The following is a 25,261-nucleotide window of genomic DNA, read 5'->3' on the forward strand; positions in this document are numbered from 1 at the left end:
GCAAGATCAAAAAGCCGCATACCCGAAGGATTCTCACAACACTGTGACGTTCCGGGCAGGAACGGACCCCGGCGCTTCGTAGATACTGGGCGAAGGTCTAAGGTTCGGTTTTCCGCCGTCCGGTTCGCCGCACGGCGGGCACCGGACCAGAAGCGGCGGCCGGGGAGCACCCCGGCCGGAGGCTGGGGGAGTGCGGACGGCCGGGACGCAAACGGCCGGTCGGCACGCCAAGCGCATCTGGGGGGCATTTCACCATGGACCCGAACACCAACCGGGGACCTGAGGAGTACGGCGAGCAGGACGCCCCTGCCGCGACGCCGACGCCCGCGGCCGGCGGCTCCGCGGCCGCCCCCGGCGGGCTCGCCCGCACCGTACAGCTCGTGTCGGGTCCCTACCTGCTCACCGTCAACCCGGTCGACGGCAGCGAGATCGAACCCTGCCCGCCCGGCGAGCAGCCCGCCGTCCCCGGCAAGCACGGCCCCGAGGAGCGCGCCGAGCTGGCCCGCGCCGCCGCCCCGCCCGCCCTGCCGGTCTCCGCCGGCCGCCAGGGCGCGCTCCTGGAGCGCGCCGAGGAGACCGACCGGCTGGTGCGGCTGCTGTCCCGCGGCAGATCCGTACGGGTCACCGGGCCCTCCGGATCGGGCCGTACCCGCCTGCTGGACGCCGTCGCCGCCGCCTGCGAGGGCCTGGCCCCCGACGGCGTCGTGCGGCTCTCCGGATACCGCCGCACGCCCACCGACGTGCTGTACGAGCTGTTCGCCGCCGTCCACCGGGCCCCGCTGCACCGCCCCGACCGCGGCGAGCTGCTGCGCCTGCTCGGCGAGATCGGCGCCATCGTCGTCCTGGACGACCTGGAGTTCGGCGGCGCCGCGCTGGACGAACTGCTGGGCGCCACCCCCGAGTGCGCCTTCCTGTTCGCCGCCACCCCCGACGTCGCCGCCCCCTCGCCCGGCTCCCACCTCGAAGAGGTCTTCCTCGGCGGCATCGGCCGCGACGCCTGCCGCGAGCTGCTGGCGGGCGTCGTCGGCCGGCCGCTCACCGACGACGAGGCCGCTTGGGCCGCCGACCTGTGGTTCGAGTCCGAGGGGCTGCCCCTGCGCTTCGTCCAGGCCGGTGCCCTGTTGCGGCAGCGGCTCCGTACCGACCAGGACACCTTCGACGCGTACGGAGAGCATTCCGACGACGCCGCCGCGGCCGGTGCCGGCCAGGACGGCACCACCGGACCGCTGCCCACCGTCGCCGAGGCCGCCTCGCCCGCGCCGCTGATCGCCGCCGGCCTGAGCGAGGCGGCGCGCGAGACGCTGCGCTTCGCGGTCGCGCTGGGCGGCGAGCTGCCGCACCAGGCACACCTGCCCGCGCTCGCCCAGGACACCCACGCGGACGCCGCCCTCGGCGCGCTGCTGGACTGCGGGCTGATCACCCCGGCCGGGGGCCACTACCGGCTCGTGGCGACGGTGGAGGACCAGCTGACGGCCGCCGGGTACGACGAAGGCGCGGGCGAGCGGGCCCTGACCGCCGCCCAGCACTACGCCTGGTGGGCCGGCCACCCCTCGGTCACGCCCGAGCGGGCCGCCGCCGAGGCCGACGCGATCCTCGCCGCGATGAACGTCCTGACCGGCAGCCGGGAGAGCGGCCACCCCAGCGCCGCCGTCCTGCTGGCCCGTACGGCCGCCCCGGCCTTCGCCGCCGCCCTGCACTGGAACGCCTGGGAGCGCAGCCTGCGGCACGGCGCCGAGGCCGCCCGCATCGCCGGGGAGGTCGCCGAGGAGGCGTACTTCCACCACGAGCTGGGTGTGCTCGCCCTGTGCACCGGCAACCTGGACCGGGCGCGGGCCGAGCTGGAGGCGTCGATAGGGCTGCGCGGTGTGCTCTCCGACCGGCGCGGCGCGGTCGCGGGGCGGCGCGCGCTGGCCCTGGTCGCCGACCGCTCCGGCACGTTCACCCCGCCCGCGGGTACGGCCACACCGGCCGGGGAGGAGATCCCGGACGCGCGGACGGAGGAGTCGGCCTCGCCGCCCGGCGGGGTGCCCGCCGCCCTCGCGTCGGCCCCGGCCGTCGACGCGACCGCGCCCACCGTGGTCACCCGCGCCGTCCCCGGCGGCGGCAAGAGCGGCGCCAGGACCGGCGGCCGCAAGGCCCTGGTGCTCGGCGCCCGGCGCAACCTGGTCGCCGCGGGCGCGGGCGCCCTGCTCGTCGCCGTCCTGGGCACCGTCGTCACCCTGGGCGCGGTCTCCGGGCCCGACCACGGCACGGGCGAGAAGGTCAAGACCGAGCAGTCCGCCGAGCCGGGCCGGGACGGCGACGGCATGCCCGCCGACCAGCCGGGCACCGGCAGCACCCGCACCGGCCAGGGCAGCCGGCCCGGTACGGGCGGCCCCGGCTCGACGGCGCGCGGCACCGGCGGACAGCCGGGCACCGGCACGCCCGCTCCGAGCACCGGCGCCACGGACCCGACGACCGGCCGGCCCACGGACGGCAGCACGAACCCGACCACCCCGACGACGCGCCCGACCGAGCCGACCACCCGGCCCACCGACACGGGAACGGGCACCGGCAGGCCCACGGACAAGCCGACCGACAAGCCGACGGACAAACCCACCGACAAGCCGACGGACAAGCCGACCGACAAACCCACGGACAAGCCCACCGACAAGCCGACCAGCCAGGAACCGACCGGCACCACCGGCAACCCGGCGCCCAGCAGCGCCAACGGCAGCAGCTCGGCGGCCACCGGCTCCGGCGGCACGGGCGGCACGGACGCCTGAGCACAGCACGACGGCCCGGTACGGAACCGTCCGCCTCAGGGGCGGGCGTTCCGTACCGGGCCGTCGTCGTCCGTACCGGCGGAGGTCCGTGCCGCGGGCCGGGCGGGCTCACCCCCGGCCCGCTCGCCCGGAGCGGGCCGGGCCCGCCGCTCAGAACAGCCGCAGCTTGTCGTCCTCGATGCCGCGCAGCGCGTTGTAGTCCAGCACGACGCAGCCGATACCGCGGTCGGTGGCCAGCACCCGTGCCTGCGGCTTGATCTCCTGGGCCGCGAAGACGCCCTTCACCGGTGCCAAGTGCGGGTCACGGTTGAGGAGTTCGAGATAACGGGTGAGCTGCTCGACCCCGTCGATCTCACCGCGCCGCTTGATCTCCACGGCGACCGTCGCGCCGTCCGCGTCCCGGCACAGGATGTCCACCGGGCCGATGGCGGTGGGGTATTCACGGCGGATGAGCGAATAGCCCTCGCCGAGGGTCTCGATCCGGTCGGCGAGCAGCTCCTGAAGGTGCGCCTCCACCCCGTCCTTGATGAGACCCGGGTCCACGCCCAGCTCGTGCGCCGAGTCGTGCATCACCTCTTCCAGGGTGATGATGAGCTTCTCGCCCCCCTTGTTCTCCACCGTCCACACACTGCCGTCGCCCTCCTTGAGGGTGCACGGCGGGGACATCCAGTTCAGGGGCTTGTAGGCCCGGTCGTCCGCGTGGATGGAGACCGAACCGTCCGCCTTCACGAGGATCAGGCGAGGGGCCGACGGGAGGTGGGCACTGAGCCGGCCCGCGTAGTCCACGGAGCAACGGGCAATGACGAGACGCATGGTGCGCCACGCTACTCGACCGGAGGCCGCCGACGCGATTCGCCCCTGAACCGCCCGGTCCGCCGACGGCCGGTAGTCGCGGCAATCTTCTGGTGCGCGCCGGGTGCGCGGCATACCGTTGAAGCGGGGGGTCGTGGTACGGACACGCTCCGTCGCGGAACCCCCCGGTCCCATCCCTGAGGCTCCGTCCCGGCGGGGCCGCGAGAGGAGAACCTCATGTCGCTCGACGTCTCACCGGCCCTCCTCGAACAGGCCGAGCGAGGCGAGGTCGACGAAGCGGAATTTGTCGACTGCGTCCGGACCTCCTTGCCCTACGCATGGGGGATGATCAGCTCCCTGGTGGCCCAGCTCAAGGTGGACGGCGGCGAGTTCGCCGACAACCGGACGCCGCCGCCGGACGAGCAGGCACGCGGTCAGCTGCTGCGAGCACTGGCGAGTGACGCGATACGTGGGTCGTTGGAACGTCACTTCGGTGTGCGGCTGGCATTCCAGAACTGCCACCGGGTCGCGGTCTTCCCGCTCGATCCGTCGGTGGACGACAGGCTGGCCACCTTCACCTCCGTCCGGGGCCAGCTGCTGAACCAGTCGCCGGAGCTGCGCGACTGCTGACCGAGGACGCTGCCGCCGCGCATGCGCGACGGAGGCCGTACGGCAAGGGTGCGCCGGCGGCAGCATCGGCCGGCCCGGCGCCGGTGAGGCGACGTCGGCGCGGCGTGCACGGCACCCTCCGGCCGCGGGGCCGGAGACCGGCACCGGCACGCCGGACGGTGGCGGACCGCGGGCGGTCCGCCGCGCAGGCCCGCCCCCGCTCCGGGTCAGCCGAGCCGCGGCACCACCTCGGCGCCCAGCCGCCGTACGTTCTCCTCGGTGGCGGCCAGGTCGCCGGAACCCTCCACGAGCAGCGCGAAGCGCCGGATGCCGGTCCGCTCCGCCGAGGCCGCGAGCCGGTCGGCGCACTGTTTCGGCGGCCCGACCGGATGCAGGTCGCAGAGCAGCTCCGTGTACGCCAGCGGGTCGCGCATGGGGCGGTGGCGGCCGTCGACCGTCTCATGGGCCGCCAGCCCGCGCCGCAGCCAGCCCGGCATCGCCTTCGTGAGGACCTCGGCCGCGCCCTGACGGGTGTCGCCGACCTGCACCACTCCGGCGGAGACGTGCTCCGCCGCCGCGACCAGCGCCGGGTCCCGCCCGGCCGCCAGCGCCACCCGGCGCCACAGCGCCACCATCTCCGCCTTGTCCTCGTCCCCGCAGTGCATCCCCAGCAGCATCGGCAGCCCGCGCTCGGCGGCCAGCCGCACCGACCCGGGCGAGGTGCAGGCGAGGATCACGGGCGGCCCGGACGGCATCTCCAGTGACTCGTCGGGCCGCGGTACGACGGCCACCTCCCGGAAGGAGTGACGTTCCCCCCTGGCGCCGACCCGCGGCTCGCGCAGCCAGCGCAGCAGCAGGTCCAGCGACTCGGGGAAGTGCTGTTCGTAGGCGGCCAGTCCCGAGCCGAAGACCTCCAGGTCCACCCAGGGTCCGCCGCGGCCGACACCGAGGGTGAACCGCCCGCCGGAGGTCAGGTGCAGCAGCGCCGCCTGCTCCCCGAGGGCGACCGGATGCTGGGTCGGCAGCACGCTGACGGACGTGCCGACGCCGATCCGGTCGGTACGGCCCAGCAGCAGCGCGGCCAGCGTCGCCGCCGACGGGCAGACCCCGTACGGCACGAAGTGGTGCTCCGCCAGCCAGACGGCGTCGAGCCCGGCCTCCTCCGCGACTTCGGCCGACCGCACCGCCCGATGGAGTGCCTCCCCCTGCCCCTGACCGGGAAACTGGGCGGCCAGAATGAAAGCCCCAACACGCATCGCTCTTCTGCCTCCTCGCAGCCGACGCGACATCCCCCTAACACGCAACAACGGGGGACACGTGCCAAAGGCACGGCCTGCGGCGAAGTTTCCCGATGATCGCAGGATTGCGGCGGCCGACTACGCCCCATGACGGAGCCGCGTAGGGTGGTGACGGCCCGTGACCCCGCAGATTTCCCGAGGTGCCCAGTGTCTCCGCGTCGAAACCGCTCCCGCGGCGGTGAGAAGCCAGCCGACCACGCGGGCGGGGGCCGCTACGGTCTGGAACGTACCGAGGAATGGCGCGGCGAGGAGTGGGTCGTACGGCATCTGGGGGGCGGCGGGACGGCCAAGCACTACCGCTGCCCGGGATGCGACCAGGAGATCCCGCCGGGGGTGCCGCATGTCGTCGCCTGGCCGCGGGAGGGCGACGTGGACGAACGCAGACACTGGCACAAGGCGTGCTGGAACGCACGGGACCGCCGGAGCGCGCGGCTCCAGCGGTCCCGTAACGCGCCGAGGTACTGAGCGGCCCCCGTCAGACGTCGCGCTTGTGCAGCGCCGCGTACGCGCCGCCGAGGACGACGGCGGTGACGCCCAGGAGGACGAGCAGCGGCTGCCAGCCGGTCGGGCCGTCGGGCATGAACGGCTGGCCGTAGAGCGCGCCGAGGTTGTTCGGGATCGAGTACTCGATCAGCTTGGTCGCGAACGGGCGCAGGCTCTCCGAAGTGATCATGAACACGGCCATCAGCATGGGCAGCAGGACCAGGCCCGTCATCGCGCTGATCGCGCCGGCCGAGTGCCGCAGCAGCGTGCCCGCCCCCAGGGACAGCAGGCTCAGCACGGCCACGAACAGACCGGAGCCGACGGTGGCGCGCAGCCACTCGTCACCGGTGGGCGCCGGGCCGGTGAGCATCCCGGCGTGCGCCACCGCGACCAGCGCGTTGGAGGCCGTGGTTACGACGAACGTCAGCGCGAACAGGACGATCGCCTTGGCGGTCAGCACCCGCGCGCGGCTGGGGCAGGCCGTGAACGTCGTACGGATCATGCCGGTGCCGTACTCCGAGGAGATCACCAGCACGCCGAGCGGGATCACGCACAGCGTCCCCAGCAGCAGGCCGAACCAGGCGAAGCCGAGCACCGGCTCGACCACCCGGTCCGGGTCCGCCAGGGCCAGCGCCGTCAGCAGGCCGATGCCGACGTTCAGCAGGACCAGCACGCCCAGCGTCCACATCGTGGAGCGCACCGAGCGGATCTTCGTCCACTCGGAGGCGAGCGCGTGGCCCAGGGTCGTCCGGCGCACCGGGATCGGCGAGACGTAGGCCGGGCCGGTGCCGCCGGGACCGGCGGCCTGCCAGGCGGCCGGGATCTGCTGCTGTTGGGGCGGCTGCTGGGCCTGCTGAGGCGCAGGCTGCCGGTGCGGCTGCTGAGGCTGTGCGGGCTGGTGCGGCTGCTGGTAGGGCGCCTGCTGCGGCGGGGGACCGGCGGGCGGCTGCTGGGCCTGGAGCGTCATGGTGCCCGCGTCCTTGGGCGCGCCCTGGGGGGCGTGCGGTGCGTTCTGCGGGGCCTGGGGCGCGGCCTGCGGAGCCTGCGGTGCGGGCTGGGCCTGGAGCGTCATCGTCCCGGCTTCCTTGCCGGGCGCGGTGGCGGACGGCTGCTGGGCCTGGAGCGTCATCGTGCCGGGCTCACGGGCCGGAGCGCCCGCCTGCGGTGCCTGGGCCTGCTGCGGCGCCGGTCCGGCCTGCGGCGCGTGAGCGGGCGGCTGCGCCTGCCGCTGCGCGGGCTGCTGCTCGGCGGGCTGCGCCTGCTGCTGCGGCGGTGCGTGCGCGGCCAGCGGCCGGGGCTCCGGCTGCTCGGCGGGCGGCTGCGGGGCGGCCTGCTGCGCGGGTGGCCGCGGGGCCCCTGCCGGGGGCGTCGGGCCGGTGCCGGGAGCGTCGGTGTCGTGCGGCTCAGGCTGTGGCTGCGGCTGCTGAGGGCTGGTCATCGGGCGTCCTCGGTGTGCGGCTCGGAGATGTCGGCGGGGGCGGCGGGCGGCGTCGGCGCCGGGGCGCCGGCCTGCGGGCCCGGCTGCGGCTGTCCGTACGGGTTCGGCTGTCCGTACGGCGAGCCCTGGCCGGCCATCGGCGGCGGGTAGCCCTGGCCCGGCGCGCCGCCGGGCGCCTGCGCGTACGGGTTCGGCTGCCCCTGGGCCCCGGGGTGCGGCTGCCCAGGGTGGCCGGGCTGCCCGTACGGACCCGGCTGCGGCGCCGCGTACCCCTGCGGCGGCTGCCCTGGCGCGCCCATGCCCTGCTGCGCGTGACCGGGCCCCTGCTGCTGGAGGCCGGCCCGCTGGTCGGTCGTCGAGCGGTAGTCGACGGCCCCCTGCGTCAGCTGCATGTACGCCTCTTCCAGGGACGCCTGATGCGGCGACAGCTCCCACAGGCGGATGTCCGCGTCGTGCGCGAGGTCGCTGATGCGGGGCAGCGGCAGCCCGCTGACGCGCAGCGCGCCGTCCTGCTCCGGTACGACCCGGGCACCTGCCTCGCCGAGCAGCGAGCCCAGCTTCTCGCGCAGCTCCGGCTCGGTGTCCGGCGTACGGACCCGGGCGAAGTCGGCGGAGTTGGCCGAGATGAAGTCCGTGACCGACATGTCGGCCAGCAACTGGCCGCGGCCGATGACGATCAGGTGTTCGGCGGTCAGCGCCATCTCGCTCATCAGGTGCGAGGAGACGAAGACCGTACGGCCCTCGGCGGCCAGCTGCTTCATCAGGTTGCGGACCCACAGGATGCCTTCGGGGTCCAGGCCGTTGACCGGCTCGTCGAAGAGCAGCACCTGCGGGTCGCCGAGCAGCGCCGCCGCGATGCCCAGGCGCTGGCCCATGCCGAGCGAGAAGCCGTTGGAGCGCTTGCGGGCGACGTCCTGAAGGCCGACCACGCCGAGTACTTCGTCGACGCGGCGTGCCGGGATGCCGGAGAGCTGGGCGAGGCAGAGCAGGTGCTGGCGCGCGCTGCGGCCGCCGTGCACCGCCTTGGCGTCGAGCAGGGCGCCGACGTGCCGCGGGGCGTTGGGCACCTGACGGAACGGGATGCCGCCGATGGTGACGCGGCCGCTCGTCGGGGTGTCCAGCCCCAGGATCATGCGCATCGTCGTGGACTTGCCGGAGCCGTTGGGGCCCAGGAAGCCGGTGACGGTGCCCGGCCGCACCTGGAACGACAGGTTGTGCACGGCTGTCTTGGCGCCGTAGCGCTTCGTCAGACCGAATGCCTCGATCATTCTCCGCCCCTCAGAAATGGTTCGGGGCAGAGGTGCTCTCGTACCCCCGTGAGGGTTAGGAGGTTATCCGCAGGCTGACGGTTCCCGTCAAAACGCGGGCCGGCGCGGAGGGACGGGGCTCCGCCGGCCGGCGTCGGACGGCCGCCGCCGGGGCCCCGGCCTCAGGCGTCGCGCCGCTTCAACAGGACGTACCCGCACAGCAGGGCGGCCACCGTCCACGCCAGCATGATGGCGAACCCGCCCCACGGCCCGTACGGCACCGCGTCGCTGGCCGGCGGCACCACCTGCATGACCTTGTGGCCGGCCTGGTCGGGGAGGTACCAGCCGATCTTCTTGGTGGCCGAGACGTTCCCCAGGACGGTGGAGATCAGGAAGAAGAACGGCATCAGGATGCCCAGCGCCAGCATCGGGCTGCGCAGCATCGTGGCCACCCCCATCGAGAACACCGCGATCAGCGTCATGTACAGCCCGCCGCCCACCACGGCCCGCAGGACGCCCCGGTCGCCGAGGGACGCCGCGTGCGTGTCGAGCAACGCCTGCCCGATGAAGAAGGAGAGAAAGGCCGTCACGAAGGAGACGGCGAGGGCGAGCAGGGCGGCGACGGCGACCTTGCTGAAGAGGAAGGTGCCGCGCTGCGGTACGGCGGCGAGCGAGGTACGGATCATGCCGGTGCTGTACTCGTTGGAGACCACCAGCACCCCGAAGACGATCATCGCGAGCTGGCCCAGGCCCATCCCGGCGAAGCTGATGTTCGTGGGGTCGAAGGTGGTCCGGTCGCGGGGGGACATGGTGCCGAAGTCGTTCGAGGCGAGCAGGCAGATCAGCGCGCCCAGCGCGACCGTGACGACCAGCGCGATGCCCAGCGTCCACACCGTGGACCGCACCGACCGGATCTTCGTCCACTCCGACTTCAGGACCTGGGAGACGGCCGCCATCGTCAGGACCCCCGCTTCTGGTCGCGCCAGCCGGCACCCCAGCCGCCGGGCGGGGAGTCCGGGGGCGGCGCTCCCGGGGCCCCGGGCGGCGGCGGAGCGTCCGGCAGGCCGTCCTCCGGCGCCGCGGGCCGCGGCGCCGCCGAGTGCGCGTGGTACTCCACCGATCCTGCGGTCAGCTGCATGAACGCTTCCTCCAGGGACGCCTGCTGCGGGCTCAGTTCGTGCAGGACGATCCGGTGCCGCGCGGCCAGTTCGCCGAGGTCGGCGGCGCTCACCCCGTCGACCTCCACCGCCTCGCCGGCCGGCGAGGCCGGGTGCCCGGCGTCCCTGAGCACGTCGAGCAGCCGCTCGCGCTCCGGCGACCGCATCCGTACGTACGCGCGCGAGTTCTCCCGGATGAACTGCGCCATCGAGGTGTCCGCCAGCAGCCGCCCCTGGCCGATGACGATGAGGTGTTCGGCGGTCAGCGCCATCTCGCTCATCAGGTGCGAGGAGACGAAGACGGTACGGCCCTGGGCGGCCAGCCCCTTCATCAGGTTGCGGATCCAGTGGATGCCTTCGGGGTCGAGTCCGTTGACCGGCTCGTCGAACATCAGGATCTCGGGGTCGCCGAGCAGCGCGGCCGCGATGCCCAGGCGCTGGCCCATGCCCAGGGAGAAGCCGCTGGAGCGTTTCCCGGCCACCGCGGTCAGTCCGACGGTGTCCAGCACCTCGTGGACACGGGCGCGCGGGATACCGTTGCTCTGGGCCAGGCACAGCAGGTGGTTGAAGGCGCTCCGGCCGCCGTGCACGGCCTTGGCGTCCAGGAGGGCGCCGATGTGTTTCAAGGGGTCGGACAACTGCCGGTAGTGCCGTCCGTCGATACGGACCTGTCCCGACGTCGGGTGGTCCAGATCGAGCATCATCCGCATGGTCGTGGACTTGCCGGCGCCGTTGGGGCCGAGGAAGCCGGTGACGATCCCGGGCCGCACGGTGAAGGTCAGCCCGTCCACGGCGAGCTTGTCGCCGTACCGCTTGGTCAGCCCCTCGCTCTCGATCATGTACAGCACGCTAAGCGGGGGCCGGTGCCCCCGCATCTCGGGCGTACCGGACATCGCACACCGGGTCCGCCGGTCGCCGGAACGGCTTCGTGCGAGGGTCCGTCCATCTGCTGAAAGCATTCCGCCCGCCCGGCCTCCGGGAGAGGCGGGGCGGGCGGAGCGCGTCTGCCGCCGTCGGGCGCGGTACCGGCCGTCACGGGAGCGGGCCGGGGGAACCCACCGGCCGCACCGGCGTCACAACGACGAACGGCGCCTCAGCGCGACTGCTGCGCCGGGACGCCGCGGGAGATGGGCTCCTCGTCCGCCGGGGTGCCGGCCGCGGCGACCGCCGCGCCGGTGAGCGTCGCGAGCATCTCGCGGACGTTCGTCAGCTGGGCGTTGATCGAGTCCCGGCGGTTGGTCAGCGCCGCCAGCTCCCGCTCGGACTCGCTGCGGATCCGGTCCGCCTTGGCGTTCGCGTCGGCCACGATGTCCTCGGCCTGGCGCTGCGCCGTCTCCACCGTCTGGCGGGCCCGGCGCTCCGCGTCCGTCCGCAGCTTCTCGGCCTCCAGCCGAAGCTGCTCGGCCCGGTGCTCGATCTCCGCCAGCCGCTTCTCGGCCTTGGCCTGACGGGAGGCCAGGTCCCGTTCGGACTGCTCGCGACGCTTGGCGAGGTTGGTCTCGAAGTCCGCGGCGGCCTGCGCGGCCTTGGCACGGGTCTCCTCGAAGAGGGAGTCCGCCTCCTCCCGCTTGGACTGCGCGTCCTTCTGCGCCTCGGCGCGCAGCGCGGTCGCCTCGCCCTGCGCCTTCTCGACGATGCGGGCGCCCTCGTCCTCGGCCTTGGCCTTGCGGTCCGTCGCGAACTGCTCGGCGTCGTTACGGACCTGCTGGGCGGCCGACTCGGCCAGCTCACGGTGCTGCTCGGCGGCCCGCCGGGCCTCCTCGCGCAGGTCCTTCGCCTCTTCCTCCGCGAGCCGGAGGATCTTCTCCACGCGCGCCCCGAGGCCCGCGTAGGACGGTTCGGCGTCGTTGACCTGGGCCTGGGCGTTCTGCGTTTCGAGGTGCAGCTCCTCGATCCGCTTCTCCAGCGAGGTGATACGGGCCAGGGCGCTGTCGCGGTCGGCGACCAGCTTCGAGATGCGGTCGTCCACCTGACCGCGGTCGTACCCACGCCGCACGAGCTCGAAGCCGTAGGGGGAGGAAGTGTCGCTCATGGGGTTCCTGTCGAAAGAGACCGGTGAGGTGATAAAGGGAATCCTAGGGGCCGCAACGGCGTGTCATCGAGTCATTGCGCGTTCGAAGTGGAGAATGGCCCCTCATTCGGGTGGCTACCCCTCAGACTGCTTGCCACTCGAACGAGTTGCGCCCGCCCCCGCAGCGGCCTTCGCCCCGTCCTTGCCACCACCGTTGGCCGGGGCCTCGAAAGACTCCAACGCCTCCAGCACGTCCTGGACACGGGAGATCTCCGCGTTGATGTCCTTGCGGCGCCGCACCAGTACCTCCAGCTCGCGCTTGCCCTCCGCCACGATCTGCTCCGCCTCCGCCCGGGCCTCGGCGCGCAGTCGCTCCGACTCCCGTACGGCCTCGGCCTTCTTCTGCTCGGCCTCCTTGAGCAGCCCCTCCGCCTTCTTCACCGCGGCGATCCGGACCTTGCTGGCCTCGCTGCTGGCGTCCGACACCATCCGCTTGGCCTTCTCCTCGGCCTCCGCCTGCTGCTGCGTGGCCTGCGCGATCAGCTTGTCGACCCGCTCCCCGGCGTTCTTCATCGTCTCCGAGGACTCGCGGCGGGCCCGCTCGTGCAGCTCCTCGACCTCGCTCTCGATCCGGGCCCGCAGCTCCTCGGCGCGGTCCCTTATCGCGGTGGCGTCCCCGCGGGCCTCGCTCAGCAGGACGTCCGCGTCCGTACGGGACTTCTCGACCCGCGCGTTGCCCTCGGCGGTGGCCTCGGCGACGATCCGGTCGGCCTCCTTGCGGGCCGCGCCCACCATCCGGTCGGCCTGCTCCTCGGCGGCGGTCGCCGACTTCAGCGCCTCCTCCTGGGCCTTGGCCACCAGTTGGTCGGCCTGCTCGGCGGCGTCCGCGCGGCGCTGCGCGGCGTCCTTGCGGGCCGCGTCGACGGTCTGCTCCGACTCCTCCAGCGCCTCGGTGCGCAGCCGGTCGGCCTCCGCCTCCGCTGCCTCCTTGATCCGCTCGGACTCGGCACGCGTCCGGGTGGCGTGCTCCTGCGCCGAGGTGACGGTGTCCGCCGCCTCCGCGCGCAGCCGGTCCGCCTCCGCGGTGGCCTCGGCGATCATCCGGTCCGCCTGCTCGCGGGCGTCCGCCCGGGTGCGGTCGGCGTCCCGCTCGGCGCCCGCGACGGTCTCCGCCGCGTCCGCGCGCAGCTTCTCGGCCTCGCTGCCGGCCTCGGACATCAGCTGGTCGGCCTGCTCGGCGGCGTCCGAACGGGTCTTGTTCGCCGCCTCGCGCGCCGCGTCGCCGATCCGCTCGGCCTCCTGGCGCGCGGTCTCCAGCGCCTCGGCGGCCTCGGCCCGCAGCCGCTCCGCCTCGGCGGTCGCCTCCGCGACCAGCTCCGCGGCCCGCTGCTCGCCCTCGGCCCGCAGCCGCTCGGCGGCCTCCTGGCCCTCGCGGACCGTGCGGTCCGCGTCGTCCTGCGCCGAAGAGGTCAGCTCGGTCGCCTCGGTGACGATCCGTTCGGCCTCCGCGCGCGCCTCGGTGAGGAGCTGGTCCACCTGTTCGGCGGCGTCCGAACGCATCCGGTTGGCGTCGTTGCGGGCCTCCGCGCGGGCCCGGTTGGCGTCCTGCTCGGCCGAGGCCAGCGCGTCGGACGCGTCCGTACGCATCTGCTGCGCCTTGGCGGAAGCGTCCGACACCAGCTTCTCGGCCTGCGCGGTCGCCTCCGAGATCAGACTGTCGGCCTGCTCGGCGGCGTCCGTACGGACCTGGCCGGCCGCCTCGCGCGCCTCGTCCAGCGTGCTGTCGGCCTCCGCGCGCAGCCGCTCGGCCTCGGCGCCGGCCTCCGTGCGCAGCCGCTCGGCCTCCGCGATGGCCTCCGCGACCGTGCGGTCCGCCAGCGCCTTGGCGGCCTCGGCCTCCTCCTGGGCCTCGCGCCGGGTGCGGCCCGCGTCCTCGGTGGCGCGCTCGCGCTCCGCGTAGGCGTCGGCCCGTACCCGGTCGGCCTCCTCCTGCGCCTCGGTCCGCGTACGGTCCGCGGCGTGCTCGGCCGCCGAGCGCAGCCCGGCGATCTCCTCCTCGGCCTGCTCGTGCAGCCCGGCGACCGCGTCCCGCACCTGCTGGGCGGTCTGCTCCGCGGCGGCGACCAGCTCGGCGGCGCGCCGGTCCGCCTCCTCGACCAGCCGCTCCGCCTCCTCCTGCGCCTCGGCCACCCGCTTACGGGCCGAGGCGAGCAGCTCCTCGCTCTGCTCGCGCGCGGCCGTGCGCTCCTGGTGGGCCTCCTCGCGGGCCTCGCCGAGCAGCTCCTCGGCCTCCCGGCGGCGGCGGGCCGCCTCCTCCTGGGCGGCGGCCAGCGCCTCGGCGGCCTCGGTGCCGGTGCGCTCCGCGGCGGCCGCGGCCTCCGCGCGCACCCGGTCCGCGGTCTCCTGCGCCTCGGTCTTCAGCCGCTCCGCCTCGGCGGCGGCGTCACTGCGCAGCCGTACGGCGACGGACTCGCCCTCGGCGCGCGCGGCGGACGCGTCGGTCGCCGCCTCCGAACGCAGCCGCTCGGCCTCGTCCTCGGCCTGCTGCTGGAGCACCCGCAGCCGCTCCGCCGACTCCGCCTTGAGCTTGGCGGCCTCCTCCTGCGCCTCCCGGCGCAGCTTCTCGGCCTCGCCACGGGCGTCGTGCAGCGCCTCCTCGGCCGCGGTGACCTTCTCGGCCGCCTCCGCCTGGAGCCGGTCCAACTCCTCCTGCACCTCGGTGCGGCGCTCGGCGGCGGCCTCCTCGGCCTCCGTACGCAGCTGCCGCGCGGCCTCCTCGGCCTCCGCCTTCAGCGCCGCGGCGGCCTCCTCGCCCTCGCCGCGCAGCTCCTCGGCCTCCGCGCGGGCGCGCTCCAGCGCCTCCTCGGCCTGCTTGCGCAGCGCCGTGGCCCGCTCGATGGCCTCGGTACGGACCCGCTCGCTCTCCGCGCTCGCGCCCGAACGGGTCTCCTCGGCGTCCGACTTCGCCTTGGCCAGCAGCTCCTCGGCGGTGGCGGCCGCCTCCTCGATCTGCTGGACCGCCTCGCGGCGCGCCTCGGCCCGGATCCGGTCGCCCTCGTCGACGGCCTCGGACCGAAGCTGCTCGGCCTCGCCGCGCAGCCGCCGTGCCTCCTCCTGGAGCTCGACGGTCTTGGCGCGGTACTCCTTCGTGTCGTCCTTGGCGGCGCCCTTGAGCTGCTCGGCGGTGTCGTGCGCCTCACCGCGCAGCCGGTCCGCCTCGGCCTCGGCCTCCCGGCGGACCCGCTCGGCCTCCTCGGCGGCGGCCTTCGTGGTGGCCTTGGCGTCCTCCGACGCCTTGGTCAGCACCTCCTCGGCGGTGCGCGCGGCCTTCGCGAGCTGGGCCGCGGAGTCCTCCGCCGCCTTGGACCTGGCGGCCTCCTGCGCCTCGGCGACCAGCCGCTCGGTCTCCGCACGGGCGTCCGCGCGGAGCTGCTCGGCCTCCGCCTTGAGGGCGTCGGCCTCCTTCGTGGCCTCGGCGACCAGCCGGGCGATCTCCGCCTTGGCGGTCCGCAGCCGCTGTTCCTGGTCCGACTCGGCGGCCGACAGCCGCTTGGCCGCGCTCTCCTGCGCCTCGGTGACCAGCTTCTCCGCCTCGGCGCGTGCCTCGCGCAGCGCGCGGTCGGCCTCCTGCATCCGGGCCTCGGCGGTCTTCGTCAGCTCGGCGGCCTGCCGCCGCGCCTCCTCGGACTCCGTGCCGACACTCGTACGGAGCTGCTCGGCCTGTTCCGTGGCCTCCTGGGCCTGGCTGGAGGCGGCGTTCAGCAGCCGCTCGGCGTCCGTACGGGCCCGGCGCAGGATCGCGTCGGCCTCGGCACGGGCCTGCTCGGCCTCGCTGCCCAGCCGGGCGCGGGTCTGCTCGGCCAGCCGCTGCGCCTCGGCGCGGGCGGCGCTCAGCGCCTGCTCGGCCTCGGCCCGCGACTCGTCCATGAGACGGCGCGCCTGCGACTCCGTACGGGCGCGGAGCTGCTCCGCCCAGGCGACGTTCTCGTTGACGTGCGACTCGACGGTCTGGCGGCGCTCGTTGAGCTCCTCGTCCAGCCGACGGCGCCGTTCGACCGCCTCGGCGTGCAGGTCGGCCTCCATGCGCGCCTGGCGCTCGGCCTGCTCCTGCAGCAGCCGCTGCGTCTGGGCGCGGGCCTCGCGCACCTCGCGCTCGGCGTCCGTGCGCAACTGGTCGGCCTGGATCTGGGCGTTGCGCAGCAGCTGCTCGGCCTGGTGGCTGACGTTGTCGTAGGCGGGGCGGGCCGCGATGGTGCGCCGCGCCTCGTGGAGCTTGGCTCGCAACACCTCGACCTGGTACCCGAGGTCGTCGGCGTGCTGGACCGCCTTGTCCCGCTCCGTCTTCAGCCGCTCCATCTCGGCCTCGAACTGCGAGAGGTGGTCGTCAGCCTCGTAGCGGTCGTTGCCCCGCACTGCGCGGTCCCATCCGTCCCCTGGTCATGGTGGCGGCCGGCTCCCATCTGCGTTCCGCAGCCCGAAATGCCTCGTGCCGGGCGCGTGCTGGAGCTGACCCTTCCGAAGAAATGGTGTCAGATCATCGGCGGAGTGTGGACCGGGCCCCGACCCGGCCCCCGGCCGAAGGTGCACTCTACCGGCCGGGGAAGGGAAAGGTCAGTGCTCTGTCGTGGAGGGAGACGTGGAAGCGGGGGCGGCGGTTCCCTCGTGGGGCGCCGCGGTGACCAGTTCGGTCAGTACGCCGTGGCAGTCCTTGGGATGCAGAAAGGTGATCCGCGACCCCATGGAGCCCACGCGCGGCTCGTCGTAGAGCACCCGGACCCCCTTCTCCCGAACGGCCCCGGCGTCCCCGTCCACATCCGCCGTACCGAAGGCGATGTGGTGCACCCCTTCACCGTTCTTGGCGAGCCACTTGCCCACCGCGGAGTCCGCCCGGGTGGGTTCCAGGAGCTGGAGGTACGAGGCGCCGCCGTCCGACGTATCGTTGATCTTCAGCATGGCCTCGCGGACGCCCTGCTCCTCGTTGACCTCGGTGTGGAACACCTCGAAGCCGTACGTGGCGCGGTAGAACTCGACGGTCGTGTCGAGGTTCTCGCAGGCGATCCCGATGTGGTCGATTCGCGTCAGCATGGCTCCAGTGCACCGCCCGCACGCGTGGTTACGCAACGTGCGCGCGATCACACCCGCAGCCCGGTGACCCGGCGTCTACCGCTCAGTACATTGACGGGAACCCTCGTTAACCTCCCTGTACAGGAAGGGCCGCGCTGATGTCGACAGCGAACGGTACGTCCAGCACCACCTCCGTGATCGTCGCGGGCGCCCGTACCCCCATGGGCCGCCTGCTGGGATCCCTGCGCAGCTTCTCCGGCGCCGACCTGGGCGGCGCCGCCATCAAGGCCGCGCTGGACCGGGCGGGCATCGGCGGCGACCAGGTCGAGTACGTGATCATGGGTCAGGTGCTGCAGGCCGGCGCGGGCCAGATCCCCGCCCGCCAGGCCGCCGTCAAGGCCGGCATCCCGATGAGCGTGCCGGCGCTGACCGTCAACAAGGTCTGCCTCTCCGGCCTGGACGCCATCGCCCTCGCCGACCAGCTGATCCGCGCCGGCGAGTTCGACGTGGTCGTCGCCGGCGGCCAGGAGTCCATGACCAACGCGCCCCACCTGCTGCCCAAGTCCCGCGAGGGCTTCAAGTACGGCGCCGTCGAGATGCTCGACTCGATGGCCCACGACGGCCTCACCGACGCGTACGAGAACGTCGCCATGGGCGAGTCGACCGAGAAGCACAACACCCGCCTGGGCATCGGCCGCGCCGAGCAGGACGAGATCGCCGCCCGCTCCCACCAGCGGGCCGCCGCCGCCCAGAAGAACGGCCTCTTCGAGGCCGAGATCACCCCCGTGGAGATCCCGCAGCGCAAGGGCGAGCCGGTCGTCTTCAGCAAGGACGAGGGCATCCGCGGGGAGACCACCACCGAAACCCTCGCCAAACTCCGTCCCGCCTTCGCCAAGGACGGCACCATCACCGCCGGCACCTCCTCCCAGATCTCCGACGGCGCCGCCGCGGTGGTCGTCATGAGCAAGGCCAAGGCCGAGGAACTGGGCCTGGAGTGGATCGCCGAGATCGGCGCGCACGGCAACGTGGCGGGCCCGGACAACTCCCTCCAGTCCCAGCCGAGCAACGCGATCCGGCACGCTCTGGGCAAGGCCGGCCTCACCGTCGAGGATCTTGACCTGATCGAGATCAACGAGGCGTTCGCCGCGGTGGCCGTGCAGTCAATGAAGGATCTCGGGGTGTCGCCGGAAAAGGTGAACGTCAACGGCGGAGCCATTGCGCTGGGTCACCCGATCGGCATGTCCGGCGCCCGCATCGTGCTCCACCTCGCCCTGGAACTGCGGCGGCGCGGCGGCGGTGTCGGCGTGGCGGCCCTGTGCGGCGGCGGTGGTCAGGGCGACGCGCTGATCCTCCGCGTACCGGGCAAGTAGCCGGAGCGCGACGGACCGGGCGGGCCGGGACCCGCCCGCCCCGTCACGCAGCGTGTCCAAGCGAACGTGAGAACCGAGCTGGGAGGAGCTGGGCCGTGGTGGACGTCCCCGCACTGGTGGAACAGGCACGGCAGGGCCGGCCGCGGGCCGTGGCCCGGCTGATCTCGCTGGTGGAGGGCGCGTCCCCGCAGCTGCGCGAGGTGATGGCGGCGCTGGCCCCCCTGGCCGGCGGCGCGTACGTCGTCGGCCTCACCGGCTCGCCCGGCGTCGGCAAGTCGACCTCGACCTCCGCCCTGGTCAGCGCTTACCGGCGGGCCGGCAAACGGGTGGGCGTGCTCGCCGTCGACCCGTCCTCCCCGTTCTCCGGCGGCGCCCTCCTCGGCGACCGCGTCCGCATGTCGGACCACGCGTCCGACCCCGGCGTCTACATCCGCTCCATGGCCACCCGCGGCCACCTGGGCGGCCTCGCCTGGGCCGCGCCCCAGGCCATCCGGGTGCTGGACGCGGCCGGCTGCGACGTGATCCTCGTCGAGACGGTGGGCGTCGGCCAGTCCGAGGTCGACATCGCCGGCCAGGCCGACACCACGATGGTCCTGCTGGCCCCCGGCATGGGCGACGGCATCCAGGCGGCCAAGGCCGGAATCCTGGAGATCGGCGACGTCTACGTCGTCAACAAGGCCGACCGCGACGGCGCCGACGCGACGGCCCGCGAGCTCAACCACATGCTCGGCCTCGGCGAGTCCCGCGCCCCCGGCGACTGGCGCCCACCGATCGTCAAGACGGTCGCCGCCCGGGGCCAGGGCACCGATGAGGTCGTCGAAGCCCTGGAAAAGCACCGCGCCTGGTCGGAAGAGCACGGCACCCTGGCGGAACGCCGCCGCACCCGCGCGGCCCGCGAGGTCGAGACGATCGCGGTCACCCGCCTGCGGGAGCGGATCGGCGATCTACGGGGCGACCGGCGGCTGTCCGTGCTCGCCGAGCGGATCGTCGCCGGCGAGCTGGACCCGTACGCGGCGGCGGACGAGCTGGTGGCGGGGGTCACGGGGGAGGAGGCGGAGGACTGACCCGTGGACCGCACATCCCTGGACGCGCTCGCGTCCGGCCTGAAGGAGAGCGGGACTCCTGACCGAGAGCAGGTGTTCCGGGAACTGCGGGAACAGGGGAGGTCTCCGGCCGAGACCATCTACGTCGTGGCCCGCGTGTTCGGCATGTCCCACCCGGAAGCGAAGAGCGCGATCTACGAGAGCCCTGCCTGGCGCGACCGAGGAGCGGACTGGCGGCGGCTGCAGGACGAAGCCGCCGGGAGCGCCGGCGACTGCTCGCGCTGAGTGAAGGCCATGGCTCGGAGGGGCTTCCCGCGCGCGGGAAGCCCCTCCGTTCATGAGTGCCGGGCCGTGGAGCCCTCAGTCGTCCTGGCCGCCGTTGTCGTCGTCATCCGCGTCCCGCGGGGCAACCGTCACCTTGCCGCTCTTCGGGTCGACGTTGAGCTTGTGCTCCTTGCCGTCCTTGCTGACGGTTTCGACCTCCCACACGGCACTGGACCGGTGATCGTCGTCCAGGTCGACGGAGGTGACGGTGCCGTACCGGGCAGCGGCCTTCCGGGCCGCCTCCGTGGCGTCGACGGTGGTGCCCTTCAGCTCGGCGCGGGCGTGATCGACGCCGTGGTCGTCGTCACCCTCGTGCTCGACGTGCTGGTTCAGGACCTTCGCGTTGCCGGCGTCGAGGGTGACCTCGTGCCACTTGCCGTCCTTGCCGAGGACGTCGACCTCCCAGACCAGACCGGGCCGGTCCTGGTCGAGGTCGATGCCGGTGACGGTGCCGGGGGCGGCCTTCAGGGCCGCGGCGGCGGCCTCGGGGGCGGAGACGGTCGCCGCCCTGGCCTCCCGTGCGTCCTCGTTCACGTCGTCGTCGGGGACGCTGACGCTGGAACGCGGAGTGGAAGACGCCGACGGCGAAGACGCCTGCCCGGAGTCGCCGCTGAAGGCGACGGCGGTAGCGGTACCGCCGCCGATGAGGGCGGCCGCGGCCACGGTGGCGATGACGATGTTGCGCTTCATCTCGGTTCGTTCTCCCCGGTTGGTGAGGTGCTGCTCGATGACGTGTTCCACAGTGGCCGGGGGAAGCTGAAGCCAGGCTGAAGTCACCTGAAGGGTTCTTCAGGCGGGCGGTGGCATCGTGTGCGTATGCGCCTGTTGATCGTGGAGGACGAGAAGCGGCTGGCCCTGTCGCTGGCCAAGGGTCTGAGGGCCGAGGGGTACGCGGTCGATGTGGTGCACGACGGCCTGGAGGGCCTGCACCGGGCGGGTGAGGGCACCTACGACCTGGTCGTGCTGGACATCATGCTGCCGGGGATGAACGGCTACCGCGTGTGCGGGGCGCTGCGCGCCGCCGGGAACGACGTGCCGATCCTGATGCTGACGGCCAAGGACGGGGAGTACGACGAGGCCGAGGGGCTGGACACCGGCGCGGACGACTATCTGACGAAGCCGTTCTCGTACGTGGTGCTGGTGGCCCGGATCAAGGCGCTGCTGCGCCGCCGCGGGCGCACGGCGTTGCCCGTCTTGCGGGTGGGGGAGCTGAGCATCGACCAGGGGGCCCGGCGGGTGGAGCGTGCCGGGGAAGAAGTCGTCCTGACCGCCAAGGAGTTCGCCGTGCTGGAGCACCTGGCGCTGCGCGCGGGGGACGTGGTGTCGAAGGCGGAGATCCTGGAGCACGTCTGGGACTTCGCGTACGAGGGCGACAACAACATCGTCGAGGTGTACGTGAGCGCGCTGCGCCGGAAGCTGGGCGCCGCGGCGATCGCGACGGTGCGCGGCGCCGGGTACCGGCTGGTGTCCGGTGCGTAGGGTCTTCGGGAAGGTCCGGGTCCGGGCCGCGGCGGGCGCCTCGCTGGTGGTGGCGGTCGCGCTGGTCGCGGCGGGGACGGCGCTGCTGCTGGTGCTGAAGAACAACCTGGTGGGACAGGCGGACCTGCAGGCGGAGAACGCCGCGCGGGAGGTCGCGACGCAGATCGCGACCGGCAAGCCGTACGAGAAGCTGGACCTGCCGGACGGGGACGACCGTCCGGTGGTGGTGCTGGCCGAGGACGGGCGGGTGCTGGCGGCGGGGGACGACGTACGGGCGGTGGACGGGAAGGCCGTGACGGAGCGGCAGCCGCCGGCGACGCGGCAGCCGGACGGGTCCGGCTCCGGCTCCGGCTCCGACGACGATGACGACGACCGGGAGATCAAGCCTGGCGAGGTCGAGGACAAGGCCCGGCACAGCGGTGGTACGGCCACGGTCGGGCACCGGACGGCGGACTACCGGTTCGCCACCGTCGAGGCCAAGGACACGCAGGGCGACAAGGCCGTCGTACGGGCCGGGGCGCCGCTGGCGGCCGAGCGGGAGGCGGTGGGCTCGGTGCGCACCGCGATGCTCATCGGGCTGCCCTGCCTGCTGCTGGTCGTGGCCGGGGTGACCTGGCTGGTCACGCGGCGGGCGCTGCGCCCGGTGGAGGGCATCCGGCGGGAGATGGCGGCGATCACGGCCAGTACGGACCTGTCGCGCCGGGTGCCGGAGCCGGGCTCGCGGGACGAGATCGACCGGCTGGCCCGTACGACCAACGAGACGCTGGGCGCGCTCCAGGAGTCGGTGGAGCGGCAGCGCCGGTTCGTCGCGGACGCCTCGCACGAGCTGCGCAGCCCGATCGCGAGCCTGCGGACGCAACTGGAGGTGGGCATCGCCCACCCGGAGCTGTTGGACGCCGAGGGCGCCGTGGAGGACGCCGTACGGCTGCAGAACCTGGCGGCGGACCTGTTGCTGCTGGCGCGGCTGGACGCGGGGGAGCGGCCCGCGGACACCCGGATCGACCTGGCGGCGCTGGTGCGGGAGGAGGTCTCGCAGCGGGTCGGGGACCGGATCGCGGTACAGGTGGGTGACCTGGCGGGCGTGGAGGTGGCCGGGTCGCGGAGCCAGGTGGGGCGGGTGCTGGGGAACCTGCTGGACAACGCGGAGCGGCACGCGGCGGGCACCGTACGGGCGAGCGTGGTGCGCGACGGGCGGTGGGCCGTGCTGCGGGTCGAGGACGACGGGCCCGGGGTGCCGCCGGAGGAGCGGGAGCGGATCTTCGAACGGTTCGTACGGCTCGACGACGCCCGCAGCCGGGACGACGGCGGGGCCGGTCTCGGCCTCGCCATCGCCCGCGACGTGGCGGAACGGCACGGCGGCACACTGGCCGTGCGCGACGGCTCGGTGTTCGAACTGCGGCTGCCGGCGGCGTAGCGGCCGGGGCCGCGGCCGCCCGTGGTGCGCGACGGCCGGGCCCGTACCCCCGGCGGCGTAGCCGTCAGACCTTGCCGCGGCGGCCCCTCAGGTGCTCGGCCACCGGGGTCAGGGACGCCCGCAGGGATTCGAGGTTCTCGGGGGCGAACAGGTCGATGAAGTGCCGCCGTACGGACGCGACGTGGTGCGGCGCGACCCGGCGCATGGTGTCCCAGCCGTCGTCCGTGAGCACCGCGTAGAGGCCGCGGCGGTCGGACTCGCAGCTCTCCCGGCGCACCAGGCCCGCGTTCTCCATACGGGTGATCTGGTGGGACAGACGGCTCTTGGACTGCAGGGTGGCGGCCGCCAGGTCGCTCATGCGCAGCCGCCGGTCCTCGGCCTCGGAGAGGTTGACCAGGATCTCGTAGTCGTTGTTGGTCAGTCCGAACGGCTGCAGGTCGCGCTCCAGCTGGTGCATCAGCAGCCGGCTGACGTCCAGGTGGGTACGCCAGGCTCGCTGCTCCTGCTCGGTCAGCCAGGGAGTGTCGCTGTCGGTCGTCATGAATGAATTCTACCCGTGAAAGTTGAATATCGAATTAGTCATGGCTGTGACATGGCTCAGGCGCTCGGTCGGGCGCTTGCTCAGACGTTCGAGGTCACCGTCCGCAGACTACCGCTCACAGCCCGAAGCGGCGCTGGAGCCCCCCGAGGGCGCCCGGGAGCTGCGGCGGTTGTGAGCCACTTTGGCGAGTTGCCTCACCCCCGCCCGGCACCCCCGCCTCGGCCGCCACCTCCCCCGTCGCCAGCTCGGGCATCAGCTGTTCGGTGGACTGGAGCAGCACCGTGCCCGCCCCGACGAACTCGAACTGGTGCTCCTCGCCGGAGACCCCGCCCAGGCCCGTGTGCGCCCGTACGCCGCCCAGGAACCCGCGCAGGTACTGGTGGTCGTAGTGGTGGCAGGGCGAGGGGCAGTCGGCCCAGCCCACCAGGGCCTGCGGGTCCACCCGGATCGGCGGCTCCATGAAGACCACCGGCCCGTTGGAGGCGGCCACGAACTTGCCCGTGCCGATCAGCGTGAGGAACCCTGGAATGATCGACTGTTTCAGCGACAGAGATGGCTGAAAGGCGAGCAGGTTGCCCGAGCGAATGGTCAGGTTGCCGTCTTCGAGATCGTAGGAATTGACGTCGAACGCCCGGTCGGCGAGGAGCATCTTGCCCTGGCCCTCGGCGACGACCCAGTCCGCCGCGTGCAAAGGCGAATGGAAGCTGTGGGCCACCAGGCGGTCCAGAGCCCCGTGTCCGATGCCCTGGAAGTCGATCCGCCCGTAATAGGCGATCATCTTCCCCTTCTGCAGGAACCACTGGCCGTTCAGGTCCACGCTGAAGGTGTACTCGTTGACGTTGTCGTCCGAGGGGAGCGTGTGGGGGTCGAGAACGACGGGACCGGTCACAGTTTCTCCTCCGACGCCTGTACGTAGACGGTGCCCTGGCCGGACAGCTCCAACTGGAACGCCTCACCCGAGCCGCGGCCGACCATGTCGCGCCAGCCGAGGGCCGTGGAGAGCTTGTTGCGGACGTCGCCGCGGTGCGCCACGTACGCCTGCGGGTCGACGTGGACGGGCCCCTGCGGGGTGATGGGCAGCTCGATGACCCCGCCGTGCGCCATCACGGCCACCGCGCCCTGCCCCTTGAGGGTCGTGGTGAACAGGCCCTGGCCGGTGACCTGGCCGTGCACCATGCCCATCACGCCGCCCTGCGAGCCCATGAACATCGTGCCCTGCTGGAGCGTCCCGTCGAAGGCGAGCAGCCGGTCCGCCTCGACGTACAGGGTCTCGCCGGTCAGGTCGACGACGTGGATGTGGTGGCCGCCGTGCCCGAAGAGGACGGTGCCACTGCCCTCCACGGTCATCAAGGGCGTCGCCTCGTTGGCGATCCGCCGCCCGATCATCGAGCCGATGCCGCCCTGGCCGCCCTGGATGTTCGGGGTGAAGCTGACGTCGCCCTGGTAGGCGAGCATCGCGCCGCGCTGGCTGTACATCCGCTGCCCGGGGCCGACCTGCGCACGCACCATGCGGGAGTTGACGAGGGTGAACGGCATCAGACCTCCCCGCCGATGGTGTTGCGCTCGCTGGGCTGTACGTACACCAGGCCCTCGCCCTCGAAGCGGATCTGGAAGGACTCGCCGGAGCCCTCGCCCATGAAGGTGCGGAAGTTCACCCCGGACTGGAAGTGCTGCTTGAGGTCGCCGGTGTGCGCGACGTACGCGCCCGGGTCGACCTGGAGCGGGTACTGCTTGGTGACGCGCAGCACCACGGCGGGCCCGTCGGAGACGATCGCGGCCTGGCCGCTGCCCTCGACGGTGGTGGTGAACAGGCCGTTGCCCTGCGAGGCGCCGCGCAGGCCGGTGAAAGTGGTGCCAGTGCGCAGCGACGCGTCCGTGCACAGCAGATTGCTGGCTTCCACGTAGAGCTTCTCGCCGTGCAGCCGCACGAGGTTGATCTCGCTCGCGCGGTCGGCGAAGTAGCAGGTGCCGTGGCCTTTCACCTCCATCACTTCCATCTGTTCACCGGTCAGCCGGCGGGTGACCATGCCGCGCAGCCCGTCACCGCCGCCGGTCATCTTCTTGAACGTCATCCGGCCGTCGTAGGCGACCATCGCGCCGTTCTTCGCCTTGACGGCATCGCCGGTCATGTCGACGGCGAGCACTTTGCTCCCCTGGAGCCGAAACTGAGCCACAGGATCGAAGGTAACCGGCGCACCGACCCCTGAACAGTGATCCTTTGCGGGC

22 protein-coding genes are annotated in these 25,261 nt (G+C 73.3%); 8 read left to right on the top strand and 14 right to left on the bottom strand.

Annotated elements, in window-relative coordinates; all coding sequences use genetic code 11:
- Window positions 1-254: 254 nt before the first annotated feature.
- Complete coding sequence (locus ACZ4QV_RS02300) at window positions 255-2,765, top strand: ATP-binding protein (protein ID WP_467762489.1); 2,511 nt, start codon at window positions 255-257, stop codon at window positions 2,763-2,765.
- 150 nt (window positions 2,766-2,915) lie between these two features.
- Here ACZ4QV_RS02300 and nucS read toward each other — a convergent pair whose 3' ends face one another.
- Window positions 2,916-3,578 carry an endonuclease NucS gene (gene nucS / locus ACZ4QV_RS02305; protein WP_031008081.1) on the bottom strand — a complete coding sequence of 221 codons (663 nt, stop codon included), beginning with the start codon at window positions 3,576-3,578 and terminating at the stop codon, window positions 2,916-2,918.
- 216 nt (window positions 3,579-3,794) lie between these two features.
- Here nucS and ACZ4QV_RS02310 point away from each other — a divergent pair, with 216 nt between their 5' ends.
- Window positions 3,795-4,187, top strand: coding sequence for an SCO5389 family protein (locus ACZ4QV_RS02310; RefSeq protein WP_361146422.1), 393 nt, complete (start codon window positions 3,795-3,797; stop codon window positions 4,185-4,187).
- Between the two features lie 206 nt (window positions 4,188-4,393).
- Here ACZ4QV_RS02310 and ACZ4QV_RS02315 read toward each other — a convergent pair whose 3' ends face one another.
- Window positions 4,394-5,422 (bottom strand): LLM class flavin-dependent oxidoreductase, encoded by a 1,029-nt coding sequence (locus ACZ4QV_RS02315; protein WP_361146419.1) that lies wholly within the window; start codon window positions 5,420-5,422, stop codon window positions 4,394-4,396.
- Window positions 5,423-5,611: 189 nt separating this feature from the next.
- Between ACZ4QV_RS02315 and ACZ4QV_RS02320 the strand changes: the two genes are divergently transcribed.
- Window positions 5,612-5,929: an ATP/GTP-binding protein gene (locus ACZ4QV_RS02320; RefSeq protein ID WP_361146416.1), complete on the top strand. Its 318-nt coding sequence runs from the start codon at window positions 5,612-5,614 to the stop codon at window positions 5,927-5,929.
- A gap of 10 nt (window positions 5,930-5,939) precedes the next feature.
- Here ACZ4QV_RS02320 and ACZ4QV_RS02325 read toward each other — a convergent pair whose 3' ends face one another.
- From ACZ4QV_RS02325 to mce, 7 genes are all read right to left on the bottom strand, one after another.
- Entirely contained in the window at window positions 5,940-7,385 is a 1,446-nt protein-coding gene (locus tag ACZ4QV_RS02325) for an ABC transporter permease (RefSeq protein ID WP_467762490.1), read from the bottom strand.
- On the bottom strand, window positions 7,382-8,653 hold the full coding sequence (locus tag ACZ4QV_RS02330) for an ABC transporter ATP-binding protein (RefSeq protein ID WP_361634171.1): 1,272 nt from the start codon (window positions 8,651-8,653) through the stop codon (window positions 7,382-7,384). The genes ACZ4QV_RS02325 and ACZ4QV_RS02330 overlap by 4 nt, the downstream gene beginning before the upstream one ends.
- Before the next feature lie 161 nt (window positions 8,654-8,814).
- Complete coding sequence (locus tag ACZ4QV_RS02335) at window positions 8,815-9,588, bottom strand: ABC transporter permease (RefSeq protein ID WP_467762491.1); 774 nt, start codon at window positions 9,586-9,588, stop codon at window positions 8,815-8,817.
- A gap of 2 nt (window positions 9,589-9,590) precedes the next feature.
- Entirely contained in the window at window positions 9,591-10,628 is a 1,038-nt protein-coding gene (locus ACZ4QV_RS02340; protein WP_361146406.1) for an ABC transporter ATP-binding protein, read from the bottom strand.
- A gap of 254 nt (window positions 10,629-10,882) precedes the next feature.
- On the bottom strand, window positions 10,883-11,821 hold the full coding sequence (locus ACZ4QV_RS02345; RefSeq protein ID WP_031008063.1) for a coiled-coil domain-containing protein: 939 nt from the start codon (window positions 11,819-11,821) through the stop codon (window positions 10,883-10,885).
- A gap of 114 nt (window positions 11,822-11,935) precedes the next feature.
- The gene (gene scy, locus ACZ4QV_RS02350; RefSeq protein WP_361146403.1) at window positions 11,936-16,213 is read right to left on the bottom strand and encodes a polarized growth protein Scy; all 4,278 of its coding nucleotides are present in this window, start codon (window positions 16,211-16,213) and stop codon (window positions 11,936-11,938) included.
- 198 nt (window positions 16,214-16,411) lie between these two features.
- Window positions 16,412-16,885, bottom strand: coding sequence for a methylmalonyl-CoA epimerase (gene mce / locus ACZ4QV_RS02355; RefSeq protein WP_361146400.1), 474 nt, complete (start codon window positions 16,883-16,885; stop codon window positions 16,412-16,414).
- Window positions 16,886-17,058: 173 nt separating this feature from the next.
- Here mce and ACZ4QV_RS02360 point away from each other — a divergent pair, with 173 nt between their 5' ends.
- The 3 genes from ACZ4QV_RS02360 to ACZ4QV_RS02370 all read left to right on the top strand — a co-directional run bounded on the left by ACZ4QV_RS02360 (window position 17,059) and on the right by ACZ4QV_RS02370 (window position 19,562).
- The gene (locus ACZ4QV_RS02360; RefSeq protein WP_361147347.1) at window positions 17,059-18,234 is read left to right on the top strand and encodes an acetyl-CoA C-acetyltransferase; all 1,176 of its coding nucleotides are present in this window, start codon (window positions 17,059-17,061) and stop codon (window positions 18,232-18,234) included.
- Between the two features lie 95 nt (window positions 18,235-18,329).
- Window positions 18,330-19,298, top strand: coding sequence for a methylmalonyl Co-A mutase-associated GTPase MeaB (gene meaB / locus ACZ4QV_RS02365; RefSeq protein ID WP_361146397.1), 969 nt, complete (start codon window positions 18,330-18,332; stop codon window positions 19,296-19,298).
- 3 nt (window positions 19,299-19,301) lie between these two features.
- On the top strand, window positions 19,302-19,562 hold the full coding sequence (locus ACZ4QV_RS02370; protein WP_361619491.1) for a hypothetical protein: 261 nt from the start codon (window positions 19,302-19,304) through the stop codon (window positions 19,560-19,562).
- Window positions 19,563-19,637: 75 nt separating this feature from the next.
- Here ACZ4QV_RS02370 and ACZ4QV_RS02375 read toward each other — a convergent pair whose 3' ends face one another.
- Complete coding sequence (locus ACZ4QV_RS02375; protein ID WP_361146391.1) at window positions 19,638-20,378, bottom strand: PepSY domain-containing protein; 741 nt, start codon at window positions 20,376-20,378, stop codon at window positions 19,638-19,640.
- Window positions 20,379-20,417: 39 nt separating this feature from the next.
- Here ACZ4QV_RS02375 and ACZ4QV_RS02380 point away from each other — a divergent pair, with 39 nt between their 5' ends.
- On the top strand, window positions 20,418-21,080 hold the full coding sequence (locus ACZ4QV_RS02380; protein ID WP_361146388.1) for a response regulator transcription factor: 663 nt from the start codon (window positions 20,418-20,420) through the stop codon (window positions 21,078-21,080).
- Window positions 21,073-22,494 carry a sensor histidine kinase gene (locus tag ACZ4QV_RS02385; RefSeq protein ID WP_467762492.1) on the top strand — a complete coding sequence of 474 codons (1,422 nt, stop codon included), beginning with the start codon at window positions 21,073-21,075 and terminating at the stop codon, window positions 22,492-22,494. Before ACZ4QV_RS02380 ends, ACZ4QV_RS02385 begins: the two co-directional genes overlap by 8 nt.
- Window positions 22,495-22,558: 64 nt before the next feature.
- Here the strand turns inward: ACZ4QV_RS02385 and ACZ4QV_RS02390 are convergent, their stop codons facing one another.
- From ACZ4QV_RS02390 to ACZ4QV_RS02405, 4 genes are all read right to left on the bottom strand, one after another.
- Window positions 22,559-23,035 (bottom strand): MarR family winged helix-turn-helix transcriptional regulator, encoded by a 477-nt coding sequence (locus ACZ4QV_RS02390; RefSeq protein WP_031008046.1) that lies wholly within the window; start codon window positions 23,033-23,035, stop codon window positions 22,559-22,561.
- Between the two features lie 115 nt (window positions 23,036-23,150).
- Window positions 23,151-23,924 carry an AIM24 family protein gene (locus ACZ4QV_RS02395; RefSeq protein WP_361146382.1) on the bottom strand — a complete coding sequence of 258 codons (774 nt, stop codon included), beginning with the start codon at window positions 23,922-23,924 and terminating at the stop codon, window positions 23,151-23,153.
- Window positions 23,921-24,571, bottom strand: coding sequence for an AIM24 family protein (locus ACZ4QV_RS02400; protein WP_467762493.1), 651 nt, complete (start codon window positions 24,569-24,571; stop codon window positions 23,921-23,923). Before ACZ4QV_RS02400 ends, ACZ4QV_RS02395 begins: the two co-directional genes overlap by 4 nt.
- On the bottom strand, window positions 24,571-25,209 hold the full coding sequence (locus ACZ4QV_RS02405; protein ID WP_361146376.1) for an AIM24 family protein: 639 nt from the start codon (window positions 25,207-25,209) through the stop codon (window positions 24,571-24,573). The genes ACZ4QV_RS02400 and ACZ4QV_RS02405 overlap by 1 nt, the downstream gene beginning before the upstream one ends.
- Window positions 25,210-25,261: the final 52 nt, after the last annotated feature.

The organism is Streptomyces sp. NPDC026394 (assembly GCF_055567735.1).

Bases quoted from the DNA above. Each gene is read 5' to 3' on its own strand.
- ACZ4QV_RS02300 (WP_467762489.1), top strand. From the start codon at position 255: ATGGACCCGAACACCAACCGGGGACCTGAGGAGTACGGCGAGCAGGAC.
- nucS (WP_031008081.1), bottom strand. From the start codon at position 3,578: ATGCGTCTCGTCATTGCCCGTTGCTCCGTGGACTACGCGGGCCGGCTC.
- ACZ4QV_RS02310 (WP_361146422.1), top strand. From the start codon at position 3,795: ATGTCGCTCGACGTCTCACCGGCCCTCCTCGAACAGGCCGAGCGAGGC.
- ACZ4QV_RS02315 (WP_361146419.1), bottom strand. From the start codon at position 5,422: ATGCGTGTTGGGGCTTTCATTCTGGCCGCCCAGTTTCCCGGTCAGGGG.
- ACZ4QV_RS02325 (WP_467762490.1), bottom strand. From the start codon at position 7,385: ATGACCAGCCCTCAGCAGCCGCAGCCACAGCCTGAGCCGCACGACACC.
- ACZ4QV_RS02330 (WP_361634171.1), bottom strand. From the start codon at position 8,653: ATGATCGAGGCATTCGGTCTGACGAAGCGCTACGGCGCCAAGACAGCC.
- ACZ4QV_RS02335 (WP_467762491.1), bottom strand. From the start codon at position 9,588: ATGGCGGCCGTCTCCCAGGTCCTGAAGTCGGAGTGGACGAAGATCCGG.
- ACZ4QV_RS02340 (WP_361146406.1), bottom strand. From the start codon at position 10,628: ATGATCGAGAGCGAGGGGCTGACCAAGCGGTACGGCGACAAGCTCGCC.
- ACZ4QV_RS02345 (WP_031008063.1), bottom strand. From the start codon at position 11,821: ATGAGCGACACTTCCTCCCCCTACGGCTTCGAGCTCGTGCGGCGTGGG.
- mce (WP_361146400.1), bottom strand. From the start codon at position 16,885: ATGCTGACGCGAATCGACCACATCGGGATCGCCTGCGAGAACCTCGAC.
- ACZ4QV_RS02380 (WP_361146388.1), top strand. From the start codon at position 20,418: ATGCGCCTGTTGATCGTGGAGGACGAGAAGCGGCTGGCCCTGTCGCTG.
- ACZ4QV_RS02390 (WP_031008046.1), bottom strand. From the start codon at position 23,035: ATGACGACCGACAGCGACACTCCCTGGCTGACCGAGCAGGAGCAGCGA.
- ACZ4QV_RS02400 (WP_467762493.1), bottom strand. From the start codon at position 24,571: ATGCCGTTCACCCTCGTCAACTCCCGCATGGTGCGTGCGCAGGTCGGC.